Source organism: Rhizobium sp. SAFR-030 (genome assembly GCF_059415005.1).
On record NZ_JBPFDO010000002.1, the window covers coordinates 443,950 to 465,580 of the forward strand.

The 21,631-nt window shown below is 64.4% G+C and carries 16 protein-coding genes; 9 read left to right on the forward strand and 7 right to left on the reverse strand.

Features of this window, described 5'->3' with window-relative positions; all coding sequences use genetic code 11:
• The first annotated feature begins 133 nt into the window (after nucleotides 1–133).
• From ACR65N_RS07760 to ACR65N_RS07785, 6 genes are all read left to right on the forward strand, one after another.
• Nucleotides 134–835 carry a creatininase family protein gene (locus tag ACR65N_RS07760; protein WP_440456490.1) on the forward strand — a complete coding sequence of 234 codons (702 nt, stop codon included), beginning with the start codon at nucleotides 134–136 and terminating at the stop codon, nucleotides 833–835.
• A gap of 78 nt (nucleotides 836–913) precedes the next feature.
• Entirely contained in the window at nucleotides 914–1,885 is a 972-nt protein-coding gene (locus ACR65N_RS07765; protein WP_430306945.1) for an ABC transporter permease, read from the forward strand.
• On the forward strand, nucleotides 1,885–2,760 hold the full coding sequence (locus ACR65N_RS07770; protein ID WP_440456491.1) for an ABC transporter permease: 876 nt from the start codon (nucleotides 1,885–1,887) through the stop codon (nucleotides 2,758–2,760). Before ACR65N_RS07765 ends, ACR65N_RS07770 begins: the two co-directional genes overlap by 1 nt.
• Nucleotides 2,757–4,484 carry a dipeptide ABC transporter ATP-binding protein gene (locus ACR65N_RS07775; RefSeq protein WP_440456492.1) on the forward strand — a complete coding sequence of 576 codons (1,728 nt, stop codon included), beginning with the start codon at nucleotides 2,757–2,759 and terminating at the stop codon, nucleotides 4,482–4,484. Before ACR65N_RS07770 ends, ACR65N_RS07775 begins: the two co-directional genes overlap by 4 nt.
• Nucleotides 4,485–4,504: 20 nt before the next feature.
• On the forward strand, nucleotides 4,505–5,389 hold the full coding sequence (locus tag ACR65N_RS07780) for a polysaccharide deacetylase family protein (protein ID WP_440456493.1): 885 nt from the start codon (nucleotides 4,505–4,507) through the stop codon (nucleotides 5,387–5,389).
• Nucleotides 5,382–6,137 carry an SDR family NAD(P)-dependent oxidoreductase gene (locus ACR65N_RS07785; protein WP_440456494.1) on the forward strand — a complete coding sequence of 252 codons (756 nt, stop codon included), beginning with the start codon at nucleotides 5,382–5,384 and terminating at the stop codon, nucleotides 6,135–6,137. The genes ACR65N_RS07780 and ACR65N_RS07785 overlap by 8 nt, the downstream gene beginning before the upstream one ends.
• Nucleotides 6,138–6,234: 97 nt before the next feature.
• Here ACR65N_RS07785 and ACR65N_RS07790 read toward each other — a convergent pair whose 3' ends face one another.
• Nucleotides 6,235–8,508 (reverse strand): methyl-accepting chemotaxis protein, encoded by a 2,274-nt coding sequence (locus ACR65N_RS07790; RefSeq protein ID WP_440456495.1) that lies wholly within the window; start codon nucleotides 8,506–8,508, stop codon nucleotides 6,235–6,237.
• A gap of 152 nt (nucleotides 8,509–8,660) precedes the next feature.
• A complete protein-coding gene (locus ACR65N_RS07795; protein WP_440456496.1) occupies nucleotides 8,661–9,989 on the reverse strand; it encodes an ATP-binding protein in 1,329 nt (442 codons plus the stop codon).
• A 360-nt stretch (nucleotides 9,990–10,349) separates the two neighbouring features.
• On the opposite strand from ACR65N_RS07795, the gene ACR65N_RS07800 reads away from it, so the two are divergent.
• A complete protein-coding gene (locus tag ACR65N_RS07800) occupies nucleotides 10,350–11,153 on the forward strand; it encodes a MipA/OmpV family protein (protein WP_440456497.1) in 804 nt (267 codons plus the stop codon).
• 85 nt (nucleotides 11,154–11,238) lie between these two features.
• Here ACR65N_RS07800 and ACR65N_RS07805 read toward each other — a convergent pair whose 3' ends face one another.
• The 5 genes from ACR65N_RS07805 to ACR65N_RS07825 form a co-directional block, all read right to left on the reverse strand.
• Nucleotides 11,239–11,961 carry a response regulator transcription factor gene (locus ACR65N_RS07805; protein WP_440456498.1) on the reverse strand — a complete coding sequence of 241 codons (723 nt, stop codon included), beginning with the start codon at nucleotides 11,959–11,961 and terminating at the stop codon, nucleotides 11,239–11,241.
• A gap of 228 nt (nucleotides 11,962–12,189) precedes the next feature.
• Entirely contained in the window at nucleotides 12,190–15,267 is a 3,078-nt protein-coding gene (locus ACR65N_RS07810; protein WP_440456499.1) for an efflux RND transporter permease subunit, read from the reverse strand.
• The gene (locus tag ACR65N_RS07815; protein WP_440456500.1) at nucleotides 15,264–16,496 is read right to left on the reverse strand and encodes an efflux RND transporter periplasmic adaptor subunit; all 1,233 of its coding nucleotides are present in this window, start codon (nucleotides 16,494–16,496) and stop codon (nucleotides 15,264–15,266) included. Before ACR65N_RS07815 ends, ACR65N_RS07810 begins: the two co-directional genes overlap by 4 nt.
• Nucleotides 16,497–16,644: 148 nt before the next feature.
• A complete protein-coding gene (gene hutC, locus ACR65N_RS07820; protein WP_440456501.1) occupies nucleotides 16,645–17,388 on the reverse strand; it encodes a histidine utilization transcriptional repressor HutC in 744 nt (247 codons plus the stop codon).
• Nucleotides 17,385–18,731 carry a formimidoylglutamate deiminase gene (locus tag ACR65N_RS07825; RefSeq protein ID WP_440456502.1) on the reverse strand — a complete coding sequence of 449 codons (1,347 nt, stop codon included), beginning with the start codon at nucleotides 18,729–18,731 and terminating at the stop codon, nucleotides 17,385–17,387. Before ACR65N_RS07825 ends, hutC begins: the two co-directional genes overlap by 4 nt.
• A gap of 93 nt (nucleotides 18,732–18,824) precedes the next feature.
• On the opposite strand from ACR65N_RS07825, the gene hutI reads away from it, so the two are divergent.
• Together hutI and hutH are read left to right on the forward strand one after the other, a co-directional pair.
• Nucleotides 18,825–20,099, forward strand: coding sequence for an imidazolonepropionase (gene hutI, locus ACR65N_RS07830; RefSeq protein WP_440456503.1), 1,275 nt, complete (start codon nucleotides 18,825–18,827; stop codon nucleotides 20,097–20,099).
• On the forward strand, nucleotides 20,096–21,631 hold the full coding sequence (gene hutH / locus ACR65N_RS07835; RefSeq protein WP_440456504.1) for a histidine ammonia-lyase: 1,536 nt from the start codon (nucleotides 20,096–20,098) through the stop codon (nucleotides 21,629–21,631). Before hutI ends, hutH begins: the two co-directional genes overlap by 4 nt.

Consider the following 21,631-nt stretch of genomic DNA (forward strand, 5'->3'; position numbering starts at 1 on the left):
ATTTCTTTTTTTAGTCCCGTATGGAACTTTGCATCGGCGAGCGCACGGCCGCCGAAAGCACAAATCTTGTGCGATGCGAAAGGTTTGCGTCTGGTCGACAAGCGGGGAAGGCATCGAGAATGAGGAGAGCAGATTGAAGATCGCCGACATGAACTGGTTCCAGGTGGAAGAGCGGGCAGCACAGGACGATCGCTGCATCCTGCCGATCGGCAGTGTCGAGCAGCACGCCTATCTGAGCCTCGCGACCGACATGATCCTCGCTGAAAAGGTCTCGGTGGATGCCGCCCAACCGCTCGGCATCCCGGTCTTCCCGGTTCTTGCCTATGGTCTCGCCTCGTCGTTCGCCACCTTCCCCGGCACGCTGACGCTGTCGGTCGCCACCTATATCGGCGTCATCCGCGACCTGCTCGACAGCATCTACCGCTCGGGCTTCCGCCGCATCCTGGTGGTCAACGGCCATGGCGGCAACATGCCGGCGACCGTAGTGATCTCAGAGTGGCTGAACGCCCACCCGGACGCCTCCGTTAAGTTCCATGACTGGTGGCGGGCGCCGCAGACACTGGCCAAGGTGCAGGAGATCGATCCGGCCGCCTCGCATGCCTCGTGGATGGAAAACTTTCCCTGGACACGCACCAGCGACGAGCGCCAGCCGACGGTGTCGAAGCCGAAGATCGACTTTGCAGCCCTCGCCCGCGTCGGTGCCGACCAGAAGCGAACGCTGCTTGGCGACGGCAACTACCATGGTCTCTATCAGCGCCCAGACGAGGACATGATGGCGATCTGGGAGGTTGCCGTGTCGGAAACCCGTGGCCTCCTGGAGAACGACTGGCACTGACCCGCTAGCAACTGCGATACATTTCCAAGCCCGCGCAAGACGGGCAAAGCCCGCAAATGGCGGGAGAACTGGGAACGAATGTTTGGATTCATTCTGCAAAGGCTCTGGCAGGCGGTGATCGTGGTCATCGCGATGTCGGCGCTTGTCTTCTGCGGCGTCTATGCCGTGGGCAATCCCATCGATGTGCTGATCTCGCCTGACGCGACGCAGGACATCCGCGCTGCAGTGATCGCGCAGTACGGCCTGGACCAGCCGCTGTGGCAGCAATACCTGACCTTTGTCGGGCGCATCCTGCACGGCGAGTTCGGCCGCTCCTTCGTCTACAACATGCCGGTCAGCGAACTGATCCTGTCGCGCCTGCCGGCGACGCTGGAACTGACGCTTGCCGCCGTGCTGTTTGCCAGCCTCGTCGGCATCCCGATCGGCATGTATGCCGGCTACCGGCCGAACAGCCCGATCTCGCGGGCGGTGATGGCCCTGTCGATCCTTGGCTTTTCGGTGCCGACCTTCTGGTTCGGCCTGATGCTGATCATGGTGTTTGCCGTGCAGTGCGGCTGCATGCCGGCCGGTGGACGCGGCGAGACCGTCAGCCTGTTCGGCGTCGACTTCAGCTTCCTCACCGGTGACGGGCTTGCGCACATGGTTCTTCCGGCGCTCAACCTGGCGCTCTTCAAGTTCTCGCTGATGATCCGGCTGGCACGCGCCGGCACCCGCGAACTGATGCTGAGCGACACCGTGAAATTCGCACGGGCCGCCGGTCTCTCCGAGTTCACGGTGCTGAGGCGGCACGTGCTGCGGCTCATCTCGATCCCGCTGGTGACGGTGTTTGGCCTGGAACTCGGCTCGACGCTGGCGTTTGCCGTCGTCACCGAAACGATCTTCTCCTGGCCCGGGCTTGGCAAACTGATCATCGACAGCATCACCTCGCTCGACCGTCCTGTCATGGTCGCCTACCTGATGCTCGTCGCCCTCCTGTTCATCGTCATCAACCTCGTGGTCGATCTCACCTATGCGATCCTCGACCCGCGTTTGAGAAAGGGGCGTGCCTGATGCGCGACACTCCGCTCTCCCGTTTCCTCGGCGAATTCCGCCGCAACAAGGTGGCGACTGGTGCTGCCGCCGTCGTCTTCATCATCGTGCTGATCGCGCTGATCGCACCGCTGGTGACGCCCCAGGATCCCTATGATCTTGCCAATCTGGTGCTGCGGGATGCCCGGCGGCCTCCGGGCTATGTCGGCACCGCCGGCTATACGCACTGGCTCGGAACCGACTCTCAGGGGCGCGACCTGCTGTCGGCGATCATCTACGGCCTGCGCATTTCGCTGCAGATGGGCGTGATTGCCGGCGGCGTTGCCTTCGTCGTCGGAGCTGTGGTCGGATGCGCTGCAGCCTATATCGGCGGCCGCTTCGAAAGCCTCGTCATGCGGATCGTCGACCTGCAGCTGTCGTTTCCGGCAATCCTGCTTGCTTTCGTCATCGCGGCAATGCTCGGCCAGGGCCGCTACCAGCTGATCCTCGCGCTGATCTTTGCCCAGTACGCCTATTTTGCCCGCACCGCACACGGTGCGGCGGCGGCCGAGCGGCAGAAGGATTACGTCGAGGCGGCCCTGTCGATCCCGCTGTCGCCCTGGCGCGTCGTGCTGAAGCATATCCTGCCAAACTCGCTGCCGCCGTTGATCGTCGTCGCGACGGTGCAGGTGGCAAGCGCGATCTCGCTGGAAGCCACCCTCTCCTTCCTTGGCGTCGGCTTGCCGCCGACCGAACCCTCGCTCGGCATGCTGATCGCCAACGGCTTCCAGTATCTCCTGTCGGGCCGCTACTGGATCTCGATCTATCCGGGCGTGGCGCTGATCCTCTTCATCGTCTCGCTCAACCTCGTCGGCGACCAGATCCGCGACCAGCTCAACCCGAGGCTCCGCCGATGACAGATACTCTCACTACACAACAGACGACGCCGCTGCTGGAAGTCACCAACCTCAAGACCTGGTTCCCGAGTGGCCGCGGCGAAGTAAAGGCCGTCGATGGCGTCTCCTTCTCCATCGCCCCTGGCGAAGTCCTGGGCCTGGTCGGCGAATCCGGTTCCGGCAAATCGATCACCGGGTTTTCGATCATCGGCCTGATCGACGAGCCGGGCCGCATCGTTGAGGGCTCGATCAAACTTGAAGGCCGCGAACTGGTCGGCCTGCCGAGCCGCGAGCTGCGCGCCATCCGTGGCAAGACCATTTCGATGGTCTTCCAGGATCCGATGATGACGCTGAACCCGGTGCTCAGCATCGGCACGCAGATCAGGCTGGCACTCGAAGCACACGGACGCATCAGCGCCGCCGATGCGCGGGCGCGGGCGATCAAGGCGCTGGCGCAGGTCCGCATCAGCGATCCGGAACGCAAGGTCGATTTCTTCCCGCACCAGTTTTCGGGCGGCATGCGGCAGCGCGTGGCGATCGCCATCGCGCTCCTCCATCGGCCAAAGCTGATCATCTGCGATGAGCCGACCACAGCACTCGACGTGTCCATCCAGGCGGAAATCCTGGTCGAGATGAAAGAGCTGGTTTCCGAACTCGGCACGGCACTGATCTGGATCAGCCACGATCTCGCGATCGTCTCGTCGATTGCCGATCGGGTCGCGGTGATGAAATCCGGCAACATCGTCGAAATCGGCCCGGCGCTCGGCGTCCTGACGAAGCCCCAGCACGAGTATACGCGGGCGTTGCTCGACGCGCTTCCGTCGCGCGCCAAGCCCGGCGAACTGCTGCTGCGCGGAAGTGGCATCGCTGACGCGGCACCGCCACCACGCAAGTCCGCGACCGCCAACCTGCCGCCGCTCGGCAGCCCGTATCTGGTGATCGACAATGTCGTGAAGCGCTTCGAGAAGCCGGCAGGGCTGTTCCGGAACCTGGCGATCAAGTCCGGCCTGTCGCAGCCGCCGAGTTTCGTCCAGGCCGTCGGCGGCGTGTCGCTCACCGTCAAGCGCGGCGAAGTGCTGGGACTGGTCGGCGAATCCGGCTCCGGCAAATCGACGCTCGGCCGGATGGCCGCCGGCATCACCGTGCCGACCTCGGGCACGATCCGGCTCAATGGCCAGCCGGTGATGAGCCGCGGACGCAGCCCGTCGAAGATCACCACCCGCATCCAGACGATCTTCCAGGACCCGTTCGCCTCGCTGAACGGCCGCATGCGGATCGGTGATATCGTTGCCGAAGGTCCCCTCGCCCACCGGCTCGTCAGCCGCGCCGATGCGCAGGGTTACGTGCAGCAGTGGCTGGCGGCGGTCGGGCTTGATCCGACCTTCGCCAATCGGTTCCCGCACCAGTTCTCCGGCGGCCAGCGTCAGCGCATCGCCATCGCGCGGGCACTCGCCATGCAGCCGGATGTCGTCGTCTGCGACGAGCCGGTCGCCTCGCTCGATGTGTCCATCCAGGCGCAGATCATCAATCTGCTGATCCGCCTGCGATCGGAACTCGATCTGTCGCTGGTGTTCATCAGCCACGATCTCTCGGTTGTCCGCCATCTCTGCGACCGCGTCGCCATCATGTATCAGGGCCTGATCGTCGAGGAAGGCGATGCCGGCGCGATCTATGCGAACCCGCAGCACGACTACACGAAACGCCTGCTGGCGGCAGTACCGGTGCTGCCCCAGGCCGCCGGATAGCAAGAATGGGAGAACCACAGATGGAACCCTGGGAATGGGACGAGGCCACCTGGCGCGGCAAGGTCGACAAGGTGCGGGCCGGGCGCTCGCTGAAGCCGAAAGCCTGGAAGGACGGTGCGCGCTGCGCCGTCGCACTTTCCTTCGATAGCGACCATGAGACCAACGAACTGCGAGACGGCGGCGAGTCCATCGGCCGGCTGTCCTGGGGTCAGTACGGAAGCCGCAGGGGCATGCCGCGCATCCTTGAGACGCTGCAGAAGGCCGGGGTCCCGGCAACATTCTTCGTGCCGGCTGTGGCTGCCCTCCTCTACCCCGACGAACAGAAGCGAGTCATCGCCGAAGGTCACGAGATCGGCCTGCATGGCTGGATCCACGAGGTCAACACCAAGGTGCCGCCGCAGAACGAGCGCGAGCTGCATCTGCGCGCAGCCGACACGCTGGAGAAGATCACCGGCGTCCGCCCGGTTGGCATGCGCACACCGTCCTGGGATTTTTCCGCCGTGACGCTGGAGATCGAGCGCGAGCTCGGCCTCCTCTACGACAGCTCTCTGATGGCCGACGACGATCCGTACGAACTGGTCGAGAATGGCGAACCGACGGGGATGGTTGAGCTGCCGGTCGAGTGGATCCGCGACGATGCGGTGTATTTCAACATGAACCGCTTCACCGCCCACCGGCCCTACACCCCGCCACCGGCGGTGCTCGACATCTTCAAGCGTGAATTTGACCGCGCCTACCAGGAAGGCGGGCTGTTCCTTTTGACCATGCACCCGCATGTCACAGGATATCGCTCGCGCATCTTCATCCTCGAAGATCTAATCCGCCACATCCAGGGGCACGAAGGCGTCTGGTTCGGCACGCATGCCGACATCGCCCGCTTTGCCAAGGAGAATGCCGATGGCTGAGACGACCCGCAAGGTGGCGTTGGTCACCGGGGGTGGCCGCGGCATCGGTCGCGCCTGCGCGCTGGACTTGGCACGCTATGGCTTCGATATCGTGCTGGTCGACCTGATCGAGGATGATCTCACCCGCACCGCCGGCGAGATCGGTGATCTGGGTCGCGAGGCGCTGACCTTCGTCGCCGATGTGCGCGAATACGCGCGGGCGGCCGAAATCGTCGGTGAGGTCGATGCCCAATGGGGGCGGATCGACGTGCTGTTCAACAACGCAGGACGGCCGATGCCGAAGGGGATCCTGGAGATCACGGAGGAGGAATTCGACGCTACCGTCGACATCAACCTCAAGGGCGCCTTCAACTACATCCAGCCGGTCGTGCCGGTGATGCGCGGAAACGGCGGCGGGCGGATCATCAACATGTCGTCGATGAACGCCCATACCGGCGGCGTCACCAGCGCCGTCAGCAAGTTCTCGTATACGGCGGCGAAGGCCGGCATTCTCGGCATGACCCGGGCGCTCGCCAAGGAGCTGGCGCCGGAGATCGTCGTCAATGCCGTCTGCCCCGGCGTCATCAAGACTGAGCGGTCCAATGCGATGATCGATGCCCGCGAAGCGCAGCTGGCCGCCGGCATCTCGATGAAACGGGTGGGGACGCCGCAGGACGTTGCAAGCGTCGTCACCTTCCTCGCGACCGCCGAGCCGAACTTCATGACCGGCCAGGATATCCAGATCGACGGGATGCAGTGGGTGCGATGAACGGCTGAAGCGCACCGGAGAACGCAACAAGAAGAAGGCGGGGCTGTCTGGCAGCCCCGCCTTCTTTTGTGTCTGGACGATGCCGTGTCCGGCGCGATCAGAACTCTTCCCAGTTGTCGGCGGAGGCCGCCGGCGCTGCTGCCGCCGAGCCGCGGCCCGAGAAGGCCTGGGCGAGCTTGCCGACCATGCCGCGAGCCGGCGACGCGGACGGCGCCGAATGCTGCGAGGCAGACATCATCGAAGCTGCCTTGCGCAGGCTTGCCGCCTGTGCCGGAGCGCTCTGCACCGCTGCGCGATTGCCGAGCTGGAACTGGCCGATCAGTTCGCGCAGTCGGCCGGCCTCCGTGGCCAGCGTCGCACCGGCGGCATTGGCCTCTTCCACCATCGCGGCATTCTGCTGGGTCACCTGGTCCATCTGGTTGACGGCCGTGTTGACCTCGGACAACCCGACCGACTGCTCGCGGGACGAGGTGGCAATCGCATCCATGTGCTGGTTGATCGTGACGATGTAGTTCTCGATCGTCTTCAGCGCCTCGCCGGTATCGCTGACCAGCTTAACGCCGGTGCCGACTTCGACGGAGGACTTGCCGATCAGGTCCTTGATCTCCTTGGCAGCCTGCGCCGAGCGCTGTGCCAATTCGCGAACTTCCTGAGCGACGACGGCAAAGCCCTTGCCGGCTTCCCCGGCGCGTGCCGCCTCGACGCCTGCATTCAGTGCCAGGAGGTTGGTCTGGAAGGCGATCTCGTCGATGACGCCGATGATGTTGGCGATCTGCCCCGACGACTGTTCGATGCGGCCCATGGCCTGGACGGCATTGGAAACCACCGCGCCGGAATGACGGGCACTTTCGTTGGCCTGGATGGCAACCGAGCGAGCCTCTTCGGCACGCTTGGACGAGTTGGAGACATTGGTAGTGATCTGGTCCAGGGCAGCGGCTGTCTCTTCCAGAGAGGCTGCCTGCTGTTCGGTCCGCTTGGACAGGTCGTCGGCGCTCTGGCTGATCTCGCGCGAGCCGCCATCGATCGAGCTGGTGGCCTGGGCAACCGAGGTCAGCGTGCCGCGGAGCTGCTCGACGGCGGTGTTGAAGTCGACGCGCAGGCTCTCGAAATGCTCGGCGAACGGACGGTCGAGTTGGAAGGTCAGGTCGCCGGCCGAAAGATGCTTGAGGCCCGTCGCAAGTCCGGTCGTCGCTTCGGCCATGGCATCGGCGCGCAGGCGCTCGTCCTCGGCGTTGCGGCGGCGCTGGTCCTCGGTGAGGTTGCGCTGTTCTTCCGCCTGGCGTTCCAGTTCGTTGGTCTTCAGCGCGTTGTCCTTGAAGATCCGCACGGCCTTCGCCATTGCGCCGATCTCGTCGTGACGACCTTCGCCTTCCACGCTGGCATCGAGATCACCCGAGGCGAGCTTGGACATCGTACCGGTGAGGCGCGAGATTGCGCCGCCCAGACGGTGGGCGAAGAAGAGGAAGCCGAGCAGCGATACCAGCGACACGACGATCGTGCCGATCACGGTAGTCCACATCGTTGACGCGGCATCGTTGACGACTGACGTCACATCCGACGCAATCTCCAGGACGCCGATCTTCTCGCCCGAGAAATTGGTGATCGGTGTTGCTTCGACGAGGAAGCTGCGATCGCCGCTCGTCACCTGCTCGCGGACCGGCTTGCCGTCAAGAGCTTCCACCAGCCGGGCTTCCGACAGGAAGGTCTGGTCCGACGTAGCAGTCTGCTTCTGGAACTTGCCGTCGACCATCACATGGACACCGATCTCGCCGCCCATCCGGGCTGCAAGCGGCTTGAAATAGTCGTTGGTCAGGCTCGTGCCGGTGTCGACAACGCCGACCACGGTGTTGTTACGGATGACCGGCGCGGATGCGAACATGCTGACGGCGTTCCGGCCAGGTTCGGTGCCGGCGACGAGCTTGCCGCTGGCAAGCGCCGAGACGATCGTCTTGCGACGTCCCTTCATGTCGTCGCCGAACTTGTCCGGCGTATGAACGCGGGCGACCGCTTCGCCCTTGGCGTTGACGAAGGTGATCAGCTGAATGTTGCCTTCGGCGATGATGCCCGGCATCGAGGTAGCGTAGCGGGCGATGATCTCGTCACGCGCGCCGCGTGCCAAGAGATCGGCGATATCCGGCTCGCCGGCCAGCGCCATGGCGAGTGCCGAAGCGGCCTTCTTCTGGGCGAGCATATCGGTTTCGATGAGCGCCCTGTCGCCCTTCGCTTCGCGATCCAGCGTATCCTGGGTCGCCGCGTTCTGGCGGACCCAGGCGCTTCCGCCAATCAGCGCGCCGGTAAACAGCACTGCCGCAAAGCCGCATGCCGTGATCGTAACCCAGAGAGGTCGTCTAATTGTCGTACCGGCCGTCATTATGTCCCCCAGCCAAAGTGCCCTAGTCGGGGAGAACATCGATCACAATGTTCAACTTTTAGTGAATTTTAGAAGGTGTTCGAAAGATTTCGTGAGCGAAGCTGCATTCAATACTCTGAAGCCTTCAATTTCTACGACACTCGCTCCGTCGCTTACTGCCTTCCCAGCGGAAGCCGGATCGTCGCGATCAGTCCGTGTGGCATACGATCAAGCAGTTCGAAGCGGCCATGATGAGCCTCGACGATTTCTGTCACGATCGACAGGCCGAGACCGAAACCGGTGTCGGACCCGCCGCGGGCGGCATCGATCTTGAAGAACGGCTCCATCACCCGCTCGCGATATTGCTCGGTAATGCCGGGGCCATCGTCCGCTACCTCGATGATCGCCTCGGCGTCGATCGTCTTCAGCCCGATTTCGACCCGTGTCGCAAACTTGATGCCGTTCTCGCAAAGGTTCGTCACCGCGCGGGTGATGGCGAGCGGCCTGAACTCGGCGATCATTCTTGGCGGGCCGTTGTAGGTGACGTCATGCCCCATGTCGGCGAACTCGTCGGAGATGGTCTGCAGGAGCGAAGCCAGGTCGGCACGCTGGGAGGGCTCACGCTGATGATTGTCACGCAGGTAGCCGAGGCTCTCCTTCAAGAGATGGTCAATCCGCAGGATATCGCCGAGCAGGGCATCGCGCGTCTCCTCATCCTGCAGACGCTCGGTGCGCAGCCGTAACCGCGTCAGCGGCGTGCGAAGATCGTGGCTGATGCCGCGCAGCATACGGGTTCTGCCTTCGATCATGATCGAGATGCGGCGCTGCATGGCATTCAGGGCGCGCGCGAGTGCGACGATCTCGACGCTGCCGCGCTCTTCGAAGGGTGCCGGTCCGAGCGAGATATCGGCTTTCATCGCCGCCACCGCGATCCGCCGCAGTGGACGTGTGATCGCCCAGACGGCGAAGATGAAGAAGAGCAGGATCAGCGTCACCATGGCGACCAGATAGTTGGAGCCGAAACTCAGGGCATCGCTGCTCAGGAGGCTGGTCGGCACCTGTTCGAGGAGAAGAAGGGTCGCATCGTCGACCTTTACCGAGATCACCCGCTTGTCATCGAGAAAGGTTCGCCAGCCTCCATAGGGCGTCGACCCGTCATCGGGTGGAAAGAACCAGTCGGTGGCGGCCTGGATGAATGGTTGGTCCGTCGACGAGGTGGTGAAGCGGTCGGCAACCGAGAGCGGCCGCAGCGACAGGCGCCATCCACCGCGCCCGGCGATCTCGATGATCTCCTGTCGCTCCGCCGGTGTGGCAACGGCAACCAGGGAGCCGATCGCCGCCATCTTTTCCGACAGCACCTCCAGGTCGGGCACGTTGTAATCGTCGCGGACCCAGCGCTCGAGCGTCGAGCCGCCGATGATGACGATGATCATGCAGACGACGATGATGACCGTGATCTGCCCGTAAATGGTCGAACCCGACAGCGGCAGGCGAAATCGCAAGAGACCTCCCAGGGTGCGGCGCACCGGATGACGACGGAAGACATTGTTGTGGCAGAGCCGGGGTGGCGCAGGATAGTGCCCGCCGCGCGATCCAAACATTAAGTTTTGTGTCTATCCAAGAAGGCTGGCTTGCAACGTCTGCAGGTCGCCGAAGCGCCCTGATACCGTCGTCTGCAGAGCACCCGCAACATTTCGTAACGCAAAAACACGCCGTGCAGCAGCCGTTCGTGAGACGACGGATGTGTTGCACACACGGTCCGCGGCGAGCGCCGGCGACGTCCGTGTCAGATAACTGGAGCACCTATGTCTTTACTTCAACGGACCCACCGGCGACTACACTCAAGCGCCCTGTCAGGCGTCGTGGGCGTCACGCTCATACTTGCCGCCTCGGCATCGATCGCCAATGCCGCCGATACCGGCCTTGCCGATCAATCGCCGGAGCCGCCATTTGATCAGGAGCGGTTCAATGCCGAGCCGCCTGTCCGCAACTGGAGCCTGATCGTCGGCGCGGGCGGAAGCTATTCGCCAAAATACGAAGGCAGCGACAAGTTCGAGGTCAGCCCCTTGCCGGTCGTCGTCTTCACTTATGGCGATTGGCTCGAGATCGATCCGGGCGGCGTCACCGTCACGGCCTATCAACGTGATGGTTTCGCGCTTGCGGGCCGGGTCGGCTACGAGACTGGTAGAGACCAGGACGATGACGACCGCCTGAGAGGCTTGGGAGACATCGATTTTGCCGCAACCGTCGGCGCCAAGGCCTCCTACACCTGGCAGGGCCTCGAACTGTATGCGACGGTCGACCAGACAATTGAAGGCAGCGAAAGCCTGATCGGCACGTTCGGCGCCGAATTCAATGTGCCGGTCACCGAGAAGCTGATCCTCGGCGCCGGCATTGAAGGCGTCGTCGCCAACGACAAACACATGCAGGCCTATTTTGGCGTCGATGCAATCCAGTCGGCGAATTCCGGTCTTGCCGCATACAAGGCCGAAGCCGGTCTGAAGCAGGTCGAGGTCTCCGCATCCGCCACCTACATGCTGAGCGAACACTGGCTGGTTCGCGGCGAGGCAAGCCTTGCCGTGCTCACCGGCGATGCCGCCGACAGCCCGATCGTCAAGGACGAGCTGCAGCCCTCCACGTCGCTGTTCGTCGGCTACAAGTTCTAGACCGGACGCCAGCCGCACCAACAGAAGAAGCCGGGCATGTCCCGGCTTCTTCTGTTGGCTGCTGCTTGATGAAAGCCGGCCGGGCCTAGCCCTGATCGACGGATGCGGTGAACATGTAGCCGCCGAGCCGGACGGTCTGCAGCAGGACCGGGATCTTCGGATCGGCCTCGATCTTCTGGCGCAGCCGGCTGATATGCACATCGACGCTGCGCTCGATCGGCCCTGCAAGTCCCGTATGGGTCAGCGACAGAAGCTCCTCGCGGGTGATGACGCGCCCCGGATTGCGGCAGAAGGCCAGCAGCAGGTCGAATTCGGTGGTCGTCAGGGCAACTCTCGCATTGCTGGGGTCGTGCAACTGCCGTCGCAAGGGATCGATCTGCCAGCCTTCAAAGCGCAGCTTGCGCTGGGCCGTGCTGTTCACCAGCCCGTAGGACGCCCGCCGCAGGAGGGAGCGAATGCGCGCCACCACTTCGCGCGGACTGAACGGCTTGGTGACGTAATCGTCGGCCCCGACCTCCAGCCCGACGATACGGTCGATTTCCTCGCCGAGCGCCGTCAGCAGAATGATCGGCGTCGTCTTCTCCGAGCGGATCCGGCGGCAGATGCTGAGGCCGTCTTCGCCCGGCAGCATCACATCCAGAACGATCAGATCATAGTCGTTGCTGCGCAGCAGGGCGTTCATCACATACCCGTCCTCGGCCACGGTGGCAACCATTCCGTTTTCCTGCACGGCAAGCGCCAGCAGCTTGCCGATCTCCGGGTCGTCCTCGACGATCAGGATCTTTGCGTTCGCGGTATTTGCCTGCACCGGTTGCCTCGCCGTCCGTGTTGGTCCTGGCTCCAGCACATCGCACGGCGCCCAGACGGTCAATGTTTCGGTTTGTGAAGAATTGTTGCGGCCGAGCGGAACTCTATCCGGCCGGTCTCGGACCGGCAACCGATGACGCGCAGTTCATGCGAAGCGAGACGAGGCCGACCAGAGGGGCTGATCGGCCTCGTCGGCAGGCGCCATGTGGGGCGGCACGGCGCGCCGTATTCAGCGATCGCGGAGACCCGCTTCGGCCGACTGGAGGGACGGCCGGAAGAGACGGTTCAGGCGATCGCCGAAACCTGATTGGATGAGGTGCAGCGAGGGGATGACGATCAGCGACAGCACGGTGGAAAGCAGCAGTCCGCCGATCACCGCGATGGCCATCGGAGCCCGGAATTCACCGCCATCGCCGACGCCGAAGGCGGAGGGCAGCATGCCGCCGACCATCGCTAGCGTCGTCATGACGATCGGGCGGATCCGCTCCAGACATGCCTCGACGATGGCTTCGATCCGCGGCAGTCCGTGCGCTTCCCGCTCGATGGCGAAATCGACGAGCATGATGGCGTTTTTGGTCACGATGCCCATCAGCATCAGGATGCCGATGACCACCGGCAGCGAAATTGAATTTCCGCTGACGAGAAGCGCTGCGGCAACGCCGCCGATGGACAGCGGCAGGGATGCAAGAATGGTCCAGGGCGACAGGACGCTCTTGAACAGCAGGATCAGGACGATGAGGACGAGCATGATGCCGGCGCCCATGGCCACCGCGAAGCTTTCGAACACATCGCCTTCCGTGTCGGAATCGCCGGTGGCCTGGACGCGCACGCCGGCTGGCAGGTTCTTGACGCTGGGCAGCTGCATCAGCCGCTCAAGGCCCTGGCCCGAGGTCAGACCCTCCGCCATGTCGGCGCCGATCTCGATGCGGCGCTGGCGGTCGAAACGGTCGATTGCCGCCACTGTCTCGTCGAAGCTGATTTCCGCGACGGCCGCGAGAGGCACCTGACTTCCGTTGGCGGCAGGCACGCTCAGCGTCTGGAAGATGGGAAGCCGGCCACGTGCATCACTGTCGAGCACGACGCGAATGGGGATCTGGCGCGACCCTTCAATGAAGTTCGCCAGCCGACTGTCGACGTCGCCGATGGTCGAGATGCGCATGGTGCTGGCGATGGTTGCGGCGGAGACGCCGAGCGTTTCCGCCTTGTCCGAAAGCACGGTCATCCGCAGTTCCGGCCGCATCGCGACATTGTCGCTGGCCGGGCTGAGGAAGCTCCGGTCCTCAGCCATCTCGCGTAGAACGGCATCGGCAGCGCTCTGGACGGCTATCCCGTCGCTCCCGAGGATGGCGAAGGACAGGTCGCGGCCGCCGCGGTTGTTGAGGTATCTCAGCCGGACGTCGGGTATCACCGCCAGCGACTTTTCGATCTCAGCCTGGACGGCGAAGGATGAGCGGTCACGCTCGGATTTGTGCACCAGATCGACGGAGACGACGGCGTAGCGCACGTCCTGCTGACCGCTCATGCTGGATCCGGCGCGAACGAGTACGCCCTCGACTTCGCTGATCCGCCCGACTTCGGCGGCGATCCTATCCGTCACGGTTCGGTTGTCGTTAAGCGTCGCGCCGGGCGGCAGTTCGACTGTGAGCATCAGGCGTCCGGTATCTTCGGCCGGCAGGAAGGTGGTCGGGACCGACATCAGCGAGACCAGTGCCAGTGCGAAAAGGATGAAGGCGGAGCCGACGGTCATCCACTTCCAGCGCAGGCTCAAGCGGAGCAGCGTCTCATAGGCCGACGACAGCCGCCCCTTCCGTTCTCCGGTCGGCGGGCTGCCGGTCATGATGTAGGCCGCCATGATCGGCGTGATCAGCCGGGCGACCAGCAGCGAGAAGAACACCGCAACGGCAACCGTCAGGCCGAATTCGCGAAAGTAGAGGCCGACGACGCCGCTCATCAGCCCGACCGGCGCGAAAACCGCGATGATCGTCGCCGAGATCGCGATGACCGCAAGGCCGATTTCGTCGGACGCGTCGAGGGCGGCGCGGTAGGCCGACTTTCCCATGTTGCGATGGCGCACGACGTTCTCGATTTCGACGATCGCATCGTCGACGAGGATGCCGGTCACCAGCGTGATGGCGAGCAGACTGAGGATGTTGAGCGAGAAGCCGAGAAGGTCGAGCGCGAAGAATGTCGGAATGATCGACAGCGGCAGTGCCACCGCGGCGACAAGCGTCGCACGCCAGTCCCGCAGGAACAGGAAGACGACGACGATCGACAGGGCGGCGCCCTCCAACAGGGTATCCATCGCCGAGCGGTAATTGCCTGCCGTATAGGAGACATTGTCGTCCACGAGGCCGAAGCGCAGGGCCGGATGGCTCGCCTTGAGGGTCTCGACCGTCTCGGCTACGGCCTTGGCGACGGCAACCTCGCTTGCGCCTTGCGAGCGATAGACGGCAAAGCCGACGATATCGGATCCGTCGAGGGTGGCGAAAGAACGCGGTTCGGCCGCCGTATCAAGGACGGTCGCCACATCTGCGAGACGGATGGAATTTTCTCCGGCGATCGCCAGGCGCTGGTCGGCCAATTCCGCGACGGTTCTTGCGGCGGCGGCGGTCGTCAGCACCTGCTCGCCGCCTTCCATGTCGCTTCGTCCGCCGGAGCGGTCCATCTGCGCCTGCATGATCTTTTCGTTGACGCCGTTGACCGTCAGCGACAGCGCCTGCAGCCGGTCTGCATCCAGTTCGACACGGATCTCCCGGTCGGCGCCCCCGATGCGCTCCACCCGTCCGACTCCCGAAAGGCCCTGCAGGCCGCGCGTCACGACGTCGTCGACGAACCAGGACAGCTCGGGCATCGACATGTCGGCACTGGAAACGGCATAGGTGACGACCGATTGTGCCTCTTCCTCGATGCGCTCGATGACCGGTTCGTCGATCGTGCCCGGCAGGTCGCCGCGGATGCGGGCAACCGCGTCGCGCACGTCGTCCATCGCCCGATCGGGAGACACAAGCCCGAGCGTGAATTCCACCGTGGTCACCGACCTGCCCTCGCCGATCGTCGAGGACAGCTCGTCGATGGCCGGAAGCGAGGCGATGGCATTCTCGATCAGCCGCGTCACCTCGGTCTCAAGTTCGATCGGCGTGGCGCCGGATTGCTCGACTGTGACCTTGACCGCCGGGGTGACGATGGTGGGGAAGTAGGTGATCGGCAGCTTGGCGAAGCTGTAGAGGCCGACGACCGTCAGGATGACGAAGAGCAGGATCGATGGCAGAGGGTTGCGGATCGCCCAGGCAGAGATGTTGGTGTTCATCGCGCAGCCTCCGCACCCTGTGCCGGGAAGGATCCAGCCAGATGGTTTGGCGATGGCCTGTCGAGACTGACGATCACCGGCTGAACCTTTTCGTCGGCCTTGAGGAAGCTGCCCGACTTGAGGACAATCATCTCACCGTCTGTGACGCCCTCGATGATCTCAACGAGGCCGTCCTGCCGCACCCCGACAACCACACGCCGGAGATCGACCATTCCGTCGGTGACGACGAATACGCTGCTTGCACCGCTGCCGGTCTTTACGGCGGTGCCCGGCAGCAGGATGTTGCGCCTGGCCGTTGCCAGAATACTGCCGCGGGCAAAGATCCCGGGCCGAAGTCCGGCCATCTCATCCAGTTCGATCCGGACTTCGCCGCTGCGTGTCGCCGGATCGAGCTGTGCAGCGTTCAGCCTGACCGTTCCTCCGAGCGGGTGCTCAAAACCCGGCAAAGCGATCTCGGCACGCATGCCCTCGCGCAGCCGGACAAAGCTAGTTTCCGTCACCTGCGCGACAAACTCGATGACGGCATCCCTGGCGATGACGAACAGCGGCGCCGATGAGGTCGCGGTCATGGCACCGATGCGGGCGGTTCGCCGCAGCACCAGTCCGGTATCCGGCGCCTTCACCGTGCTACGCTCGATCGTCAGTTCGATTTCCTTGCGCTCGCGGGCGATGATTTCGGCGTCGGCTTCCGAAAGCTGAAGCGACTGCCGCGCAAGTCCGAGTTGGGCGACAGCGCGCGCGTGGGCGTTCTCGTGTTCATCCAGCAATTGCTGAGAGACGACACCCTTGGCTTCCAGCGCCCGGCTGCGCTGCAGTGTCTTGCGCGCTTCCGCCTCGGTTACCATCGCGACATCCAGCCGGCTCGCCTCGACCGAAACGGCAGCCTTGGCGCGCAGGATGCTGACCGAGTTCTTGTCGAGGAGCATGCGGGCGTCGGTCGTATCGAGCACCGCAAGCGGCTCGCCCTTCTCCACATGCTGGCCGGTCTCGACCAGGATCTGCTCGATGGCTCTCTGCTGGATGAGAGGATGCACCTCGATTTCTTCTCTGGCCGCGAGCGAGCCGACGACCGGAATGCGTTCCGTCACAGCTTCCTGCCGGGCGACGACGACCGTGACCGGCATCTGCTCCTGCGCCGACACCGCCAGCGGGCCAAGCGCGAGCCAAGCCACCAAGGCGCCGGCGATCGGGCGCAGCTGCAACGGGACGGGGGAGGATATCCGGGACATGTAGGCGGCCTTCCGTTAGATCCAAAGGCACTTTCACCTCTGGATGATCCGGAATTGACCATAGTTATCGGCCGCGCTGGCGGTGTTTCATCGCATTAAGAAACGTTGCGTCAGCGGCGCCGGCCGACTGCAGGAAGCAGAGGCTCAGCTAGGCTTGGCCGCCCGGATGAAAGCGCGCAACGAGGGAATGACGGTCGCCCGGATAGGTCAACCGGACGAAGGTGACCGGCCCGCTGGCGCCCCACGTGCGCCGCTCGACGACAAGGCATGCGGCATGGCGCGGGATATCGAGTGCAGCGGCAATGGCCGCCGAGGCCGGAATGGCCTGGATGCGGTGCTCGGCCGCATTCCATGGCACCCGGCTGATCAGCCAGGCGCCCGGCGCCATCTGCGAAAACTCCTCCGTCGCTGCCTCAGGGACGGTTTCCAGGTTTATCAGCCGCTCTTCGAGACAGAATGGTCGGCTGCCGGCGCTGTGCAGGCAGGTGATCGCCACCAGTGCTGCTCCTTCCGTCAGGTCCAGATGCAGGCGGTCTGCCGCATTCGCCGTGCGGCGGACGCGCTTTGCGACGGCGAAGGCGTAGGGCAGGTTCAGCGACCGCACCTCTGCCTCGATGTCGTGGATTTCCAGCACCGCCGCCTGCGCCACCGGCTGGGCGACGAAGCTTCCCGACTTCTTGCGACGTTCGATCAGGCCGGCGCGCGCCAGCTGGGTCAGCACCTTGTTCGCCGTCATCCGTGAGCAGCCATATTGTGCGGCGAGATCAACCTCGAACGGCAGCCGGTGGCCGGGCGGCCAGGCGCCGGAGAGGATCTGTCGCTCCAGATCGCCGAGAATGCGGCTGTGCAGCGTCTGCTCTTTCTCGTTACCCGCCGGGCGCTGCGCGTTCATCGTGACAACAGCTCCTGCATGGTCTTGCGGAAACGTTGGCTGATCGCCTCGCGGCGCTGGTGACGACCCTTTTCCACCTGCCGGACGCCGGACACCCAGACGCAATCGACCGAGATCCCGGTGGAAAAGATCCAGTGGTCGAGGATCTGGTCGTCCTTCAGGTAGCCGGCGTCTGCGAGATCGAGCGAGACGAAGTCGGCACTTGCGCCCGGCGCCAGGCCAGCCGAAGCCTGCAAGGCTGCTGCGCCGCCCGCCAACGCGCCATCGAACAGCATCCGGCCGGTGGAGCCACCGGCTTCGGCCATGACGTTGCGGGCCTTCATCGAGAGACGCTGCGAGTATTCGAGTTGCCGCAGCTCCTGCGGCACCGAGATCAGCACGTTCGAATCCGAGCCGATGCCGAAGCGGCCACCCGCGGCGAGGTATGGCGCACCATTGAAGATGCCGTCGCCGAGATTGGCTTCGGTGATCGGGCAGAGACCGGCGACGGCGCCCGTTGCCGCCATCCGCTGCGTCTCGCCGGGCGTCATCTGCGTGGCATGGATGAGGCACCAACGATCATCGACAGGCGCATGGTCGAGCAGCCATTCAACCGGCCGTAGGCCGGTATGGGCGAGGCAATCCTCCACTTCCTTCACCTGCTCGGCCACGTGGATGTGGATAGGACCGTTGCCCGCCAGCGGAAGGATCGTCGCCAGTTCCTCCGGCGTCACGGCGCGCAGGCTGTGCGGAGCGATACCGAGCTCTCCCCCCGGCAGACGTGAGACGATGCCGCGGCAGGCCTCCATCAGCCGCGCGAAGGCCTGCGGGTCATGGATGAACCGGCGCTGCCCATCACTGGGCTCGGTGCCGCCGAAGCCGGAATGGGCGTAGAATACCGGCAGTAGCGTCAGGCCGATGCCGGTTTCGCTGCTGGCTGCGGCGATGCGTTCGGCCATCTCTGCCGGGTTGGCATAGAAGCCGCCGTCGCGGTCGTGATGCAGGTAGTGAAACTCGCCGACCCGCCCGAAGCCGGCCTCAAGCATTTCCATGTACAGCTGAGCGGCCACCGCCTCCACCTGGTCCGGCGTCATGGACAGCGCAAAGCGGTACATCAGCACCCGCCAGCTCCAGAAGCTGTCGTCGCCCGAACCCCTGGTTTCCGCCAGTCCGGCCATCGCCCGCTGAAAGGCATGGCTGTGCAGGTTCGGCATCGCCGGAACCAGAACCGAATGCCGCTCGTCGCCACTTTGAGCCGAAACGCCGGTCTCGACGGCCCGGATGCTGCCGCGCTCGATCGTCAGTCGCACGTCGCTGCGCCAGCCTTCCGGCAGCAGCGCTGTTGCCGCGTGGATCACCTGCATGGTGCTGACCTTTCGCTTTCTGACCGCAATTTTGTCTTGCCTCGTTTCCCTAATGTATATACATGTTTTGCCACAAGAGAAGGCGGAAGAACGATGTCTGAGGATCAAATTTCAGCCGTTAACGTCGGACCGGTGAGAGGCTTGGGCCTCTGGGTCAATGCGCGCATCGCGACACTTGCCGGTCAAGGCCCGGGTCTCGGCCTGATCGACGATGGCGCCATCCTGGTACGCGACGGCCGCATCGCCTTTGTCGGGCAAGTGGCGGATCTTGCCGCAGTGGATCGCGCGGGAGTGCCCGTCAATGATTGCGGCGGCCGCTGGATCACCCCTGCCCTCGTCGATTGCCACACGCATCTGGTCTATGGCGGCAACCGCGCGCTGGAGTTCGAGATGCGGCTTGCAGGCGCCACCTATGAGGAGATCGCCCGTGCCGGCGGCGGCATCATCTCCTCGGTCACCGCCACCAATGCTCTGTCGGTCGAACAACTGGTCGAGCAGGCCCTCCCCCGTCTCGACACGCTGCTCGCCGAAGGTGTGTCGACGGTCGAGATCAAGTCGGGCTATGCGCTGACCATAGAGGGCGAGTTGGATATGCTGCGCGCCGCCCGCCGGCTCGGCGAGATCCGCCCCGTGCGCATCGTTACGAGCTGGCTTGCAGCGCACGCCACGCCGCCAGCCTACAAGGGACGCAACGCCGACTACATCACCGATGTCGTGCTGCCCGGCCTTGAGGCGGCGCATGCGCAAGGGCTGGTGGATGCCGTCGATGGCTTCTGCGAGGGCATTGCCTTCTCGCCGGAAGACATCGCCCGCGTTTTCGATGCCGCCAAGGCACTCGGACTGCCGGTGAAGCTGCATGCCGAGCAGCTGTCGGATCTGGGCGGTGCAAGGCTTGCCGCCGCTTATGGCGCGATGTCGGCCGATCATCTGGAATATCTGTCTACAGAGGATGCAGGGGTGATGGCAGAGGCAGGAACGGTCGCCGTCCTGCTGCCCGGCGCCTTCTACACCCTGCGTGAAAAGCAGCTGCCGCCGATCGCCGCCTTTCGGGCGGCCGGCACCGGCATGGCGCTTGCCACCGACAGCAATCCCGGCACGTCGCCGCTCACCTCGCTGCTTTTGACGATGAACATGGGCGCCACGCTGTTCGGCCTGACGGTCGACGAGTGCCTGGCTGGGGTGACGCGCGAGGCGGCGCGGGCCCTCGGCCTGCAGGCCCAGACCGGCACGCTGGAGGTCGGCAAGTCGGCCGACTTCGCGATCTGGAACATCGAACGACCCGCAGAGCTTGTCTATCGCATCGGCTTCAACCCGCTTCACCAGCGGGTGTTCGAAGGCCACACCACCTCACCGGGAGCCACAGCATGACCATCACCCTTCATCCGGGGAGCGTCACGCTTGCCGACCTGGCGCGCATCTACTGGAATGGTGAGGCGGCAGTCCTCGACCGCGACTTCGACGCAGGCATCGAACGCGCGGCCGGGCGGATTGCCGCGATCGCTGCCGGCAACGAGCCGGTCTACGGCATCAATACGGGCTTTGGAAAGCTTGCCTCGATCAAGATCGACAGCGCCGACACGGCAACGCTCCAGCGCAACCTGATCCTCTCGCACTGCTGCGGTGTTGGGGCACCGATGCCGGACAACATCGTCCGGCTGATCATGGCGCTGAAGCTGATCTCGCTCGGTCGCGGCGCCTCCGGCGTCCGGCTACAGCTGGTGCGGCTGATCGAGGGCATGCTCGAGAAGGGCGTGACGCCGCTCATCCCGGAAAAGGGATCGGTCGGCGCCTCCGGCGATCTTGCCCCGCTCGCCCACATGGCGGCGGTGATGATGGGCGAGGCGGAAGCCTTCTTCGACGGCGAGAAATTGCCGGGCCTCGTGGCGCTGCAGCGGGCCGGGCTCGAGCCTGTCGTGCTCGCCGCCAAGGAAGGCCTGGCGCTGATCAACGGCACGCAGGCCTCGACGGCTCTGGCGCTGGCGGGACTGTTTCGCGCCCATCGTGCGGCGCAGGCGGCACTGATCACCGGAGCGCTTTCCACCGATGCGGCCATGGGATCGTCCGCTCCGTTCACCGCCGACATCCACACGCTGCGCGGCCACAAGGGACAGATCGATACGGCGGCATCGCTGCGCCGGCTTCTGGAGGGATCGGTCATCCGCGAGAGCCACCTGCAGGGCGACGAGCGTGTGCAGGACCCCTATTGCATCCGTTGCCAGCCGCAGGTGGATGGTGCCTGCCTCGACCTGCTGCGGATGACGGCGCGGACACTCGAGATCGAGGCCAACGCAGTAACCGACAACCCGCTGGTGCTGTCCGACGGCAGCGTTGTGTCGGGTGGCAATTTTCACGCCGAACCGGTGGCTTTCGCCGCCGACCAGATCGCCATCGCCATCTGCGAGATCGGTGCGATCGCCCAGCGTCGCGTGGCGCTGCTCGTCGATCCCGCCCTTTCCTACGGCCTGCCGGCGTTTCTCGCCAGGAAGCCGGGTCTCAACTCCGGCCTGATGATCGCCGAAGTCACGTCGGCGGCGCTGATGAGCGAGAACAAGCAGATGGCGCATCCCGCTTCGGTGGATTCGACGCCGACCTCGGCGAACCAGGAGGACCATGTGTCGATGGCCTGCCACGGCGCGCGGCGACTGCTGCAGATGACCGAGAACCTGTTTGGGATCATCGGCATCGAGGCGATGACGGCAGCCCAGGGCGTGGAATTCCGCGCGCCCCTGACGACCGGCCCCGAACTGCAGAAGGCGATGGCAGCGCTGCGCGCCGTCGTGCCGACGCTGGAGGAAGACCGGTTCATGGCGCCGGACCTTGCGGCAGCCGCACGCCTGGTGGCGGACGGGTCGCTGGTTGGCAGTGTCTCGGACGACATATTGCCCGGTCTGGAGGGGTGA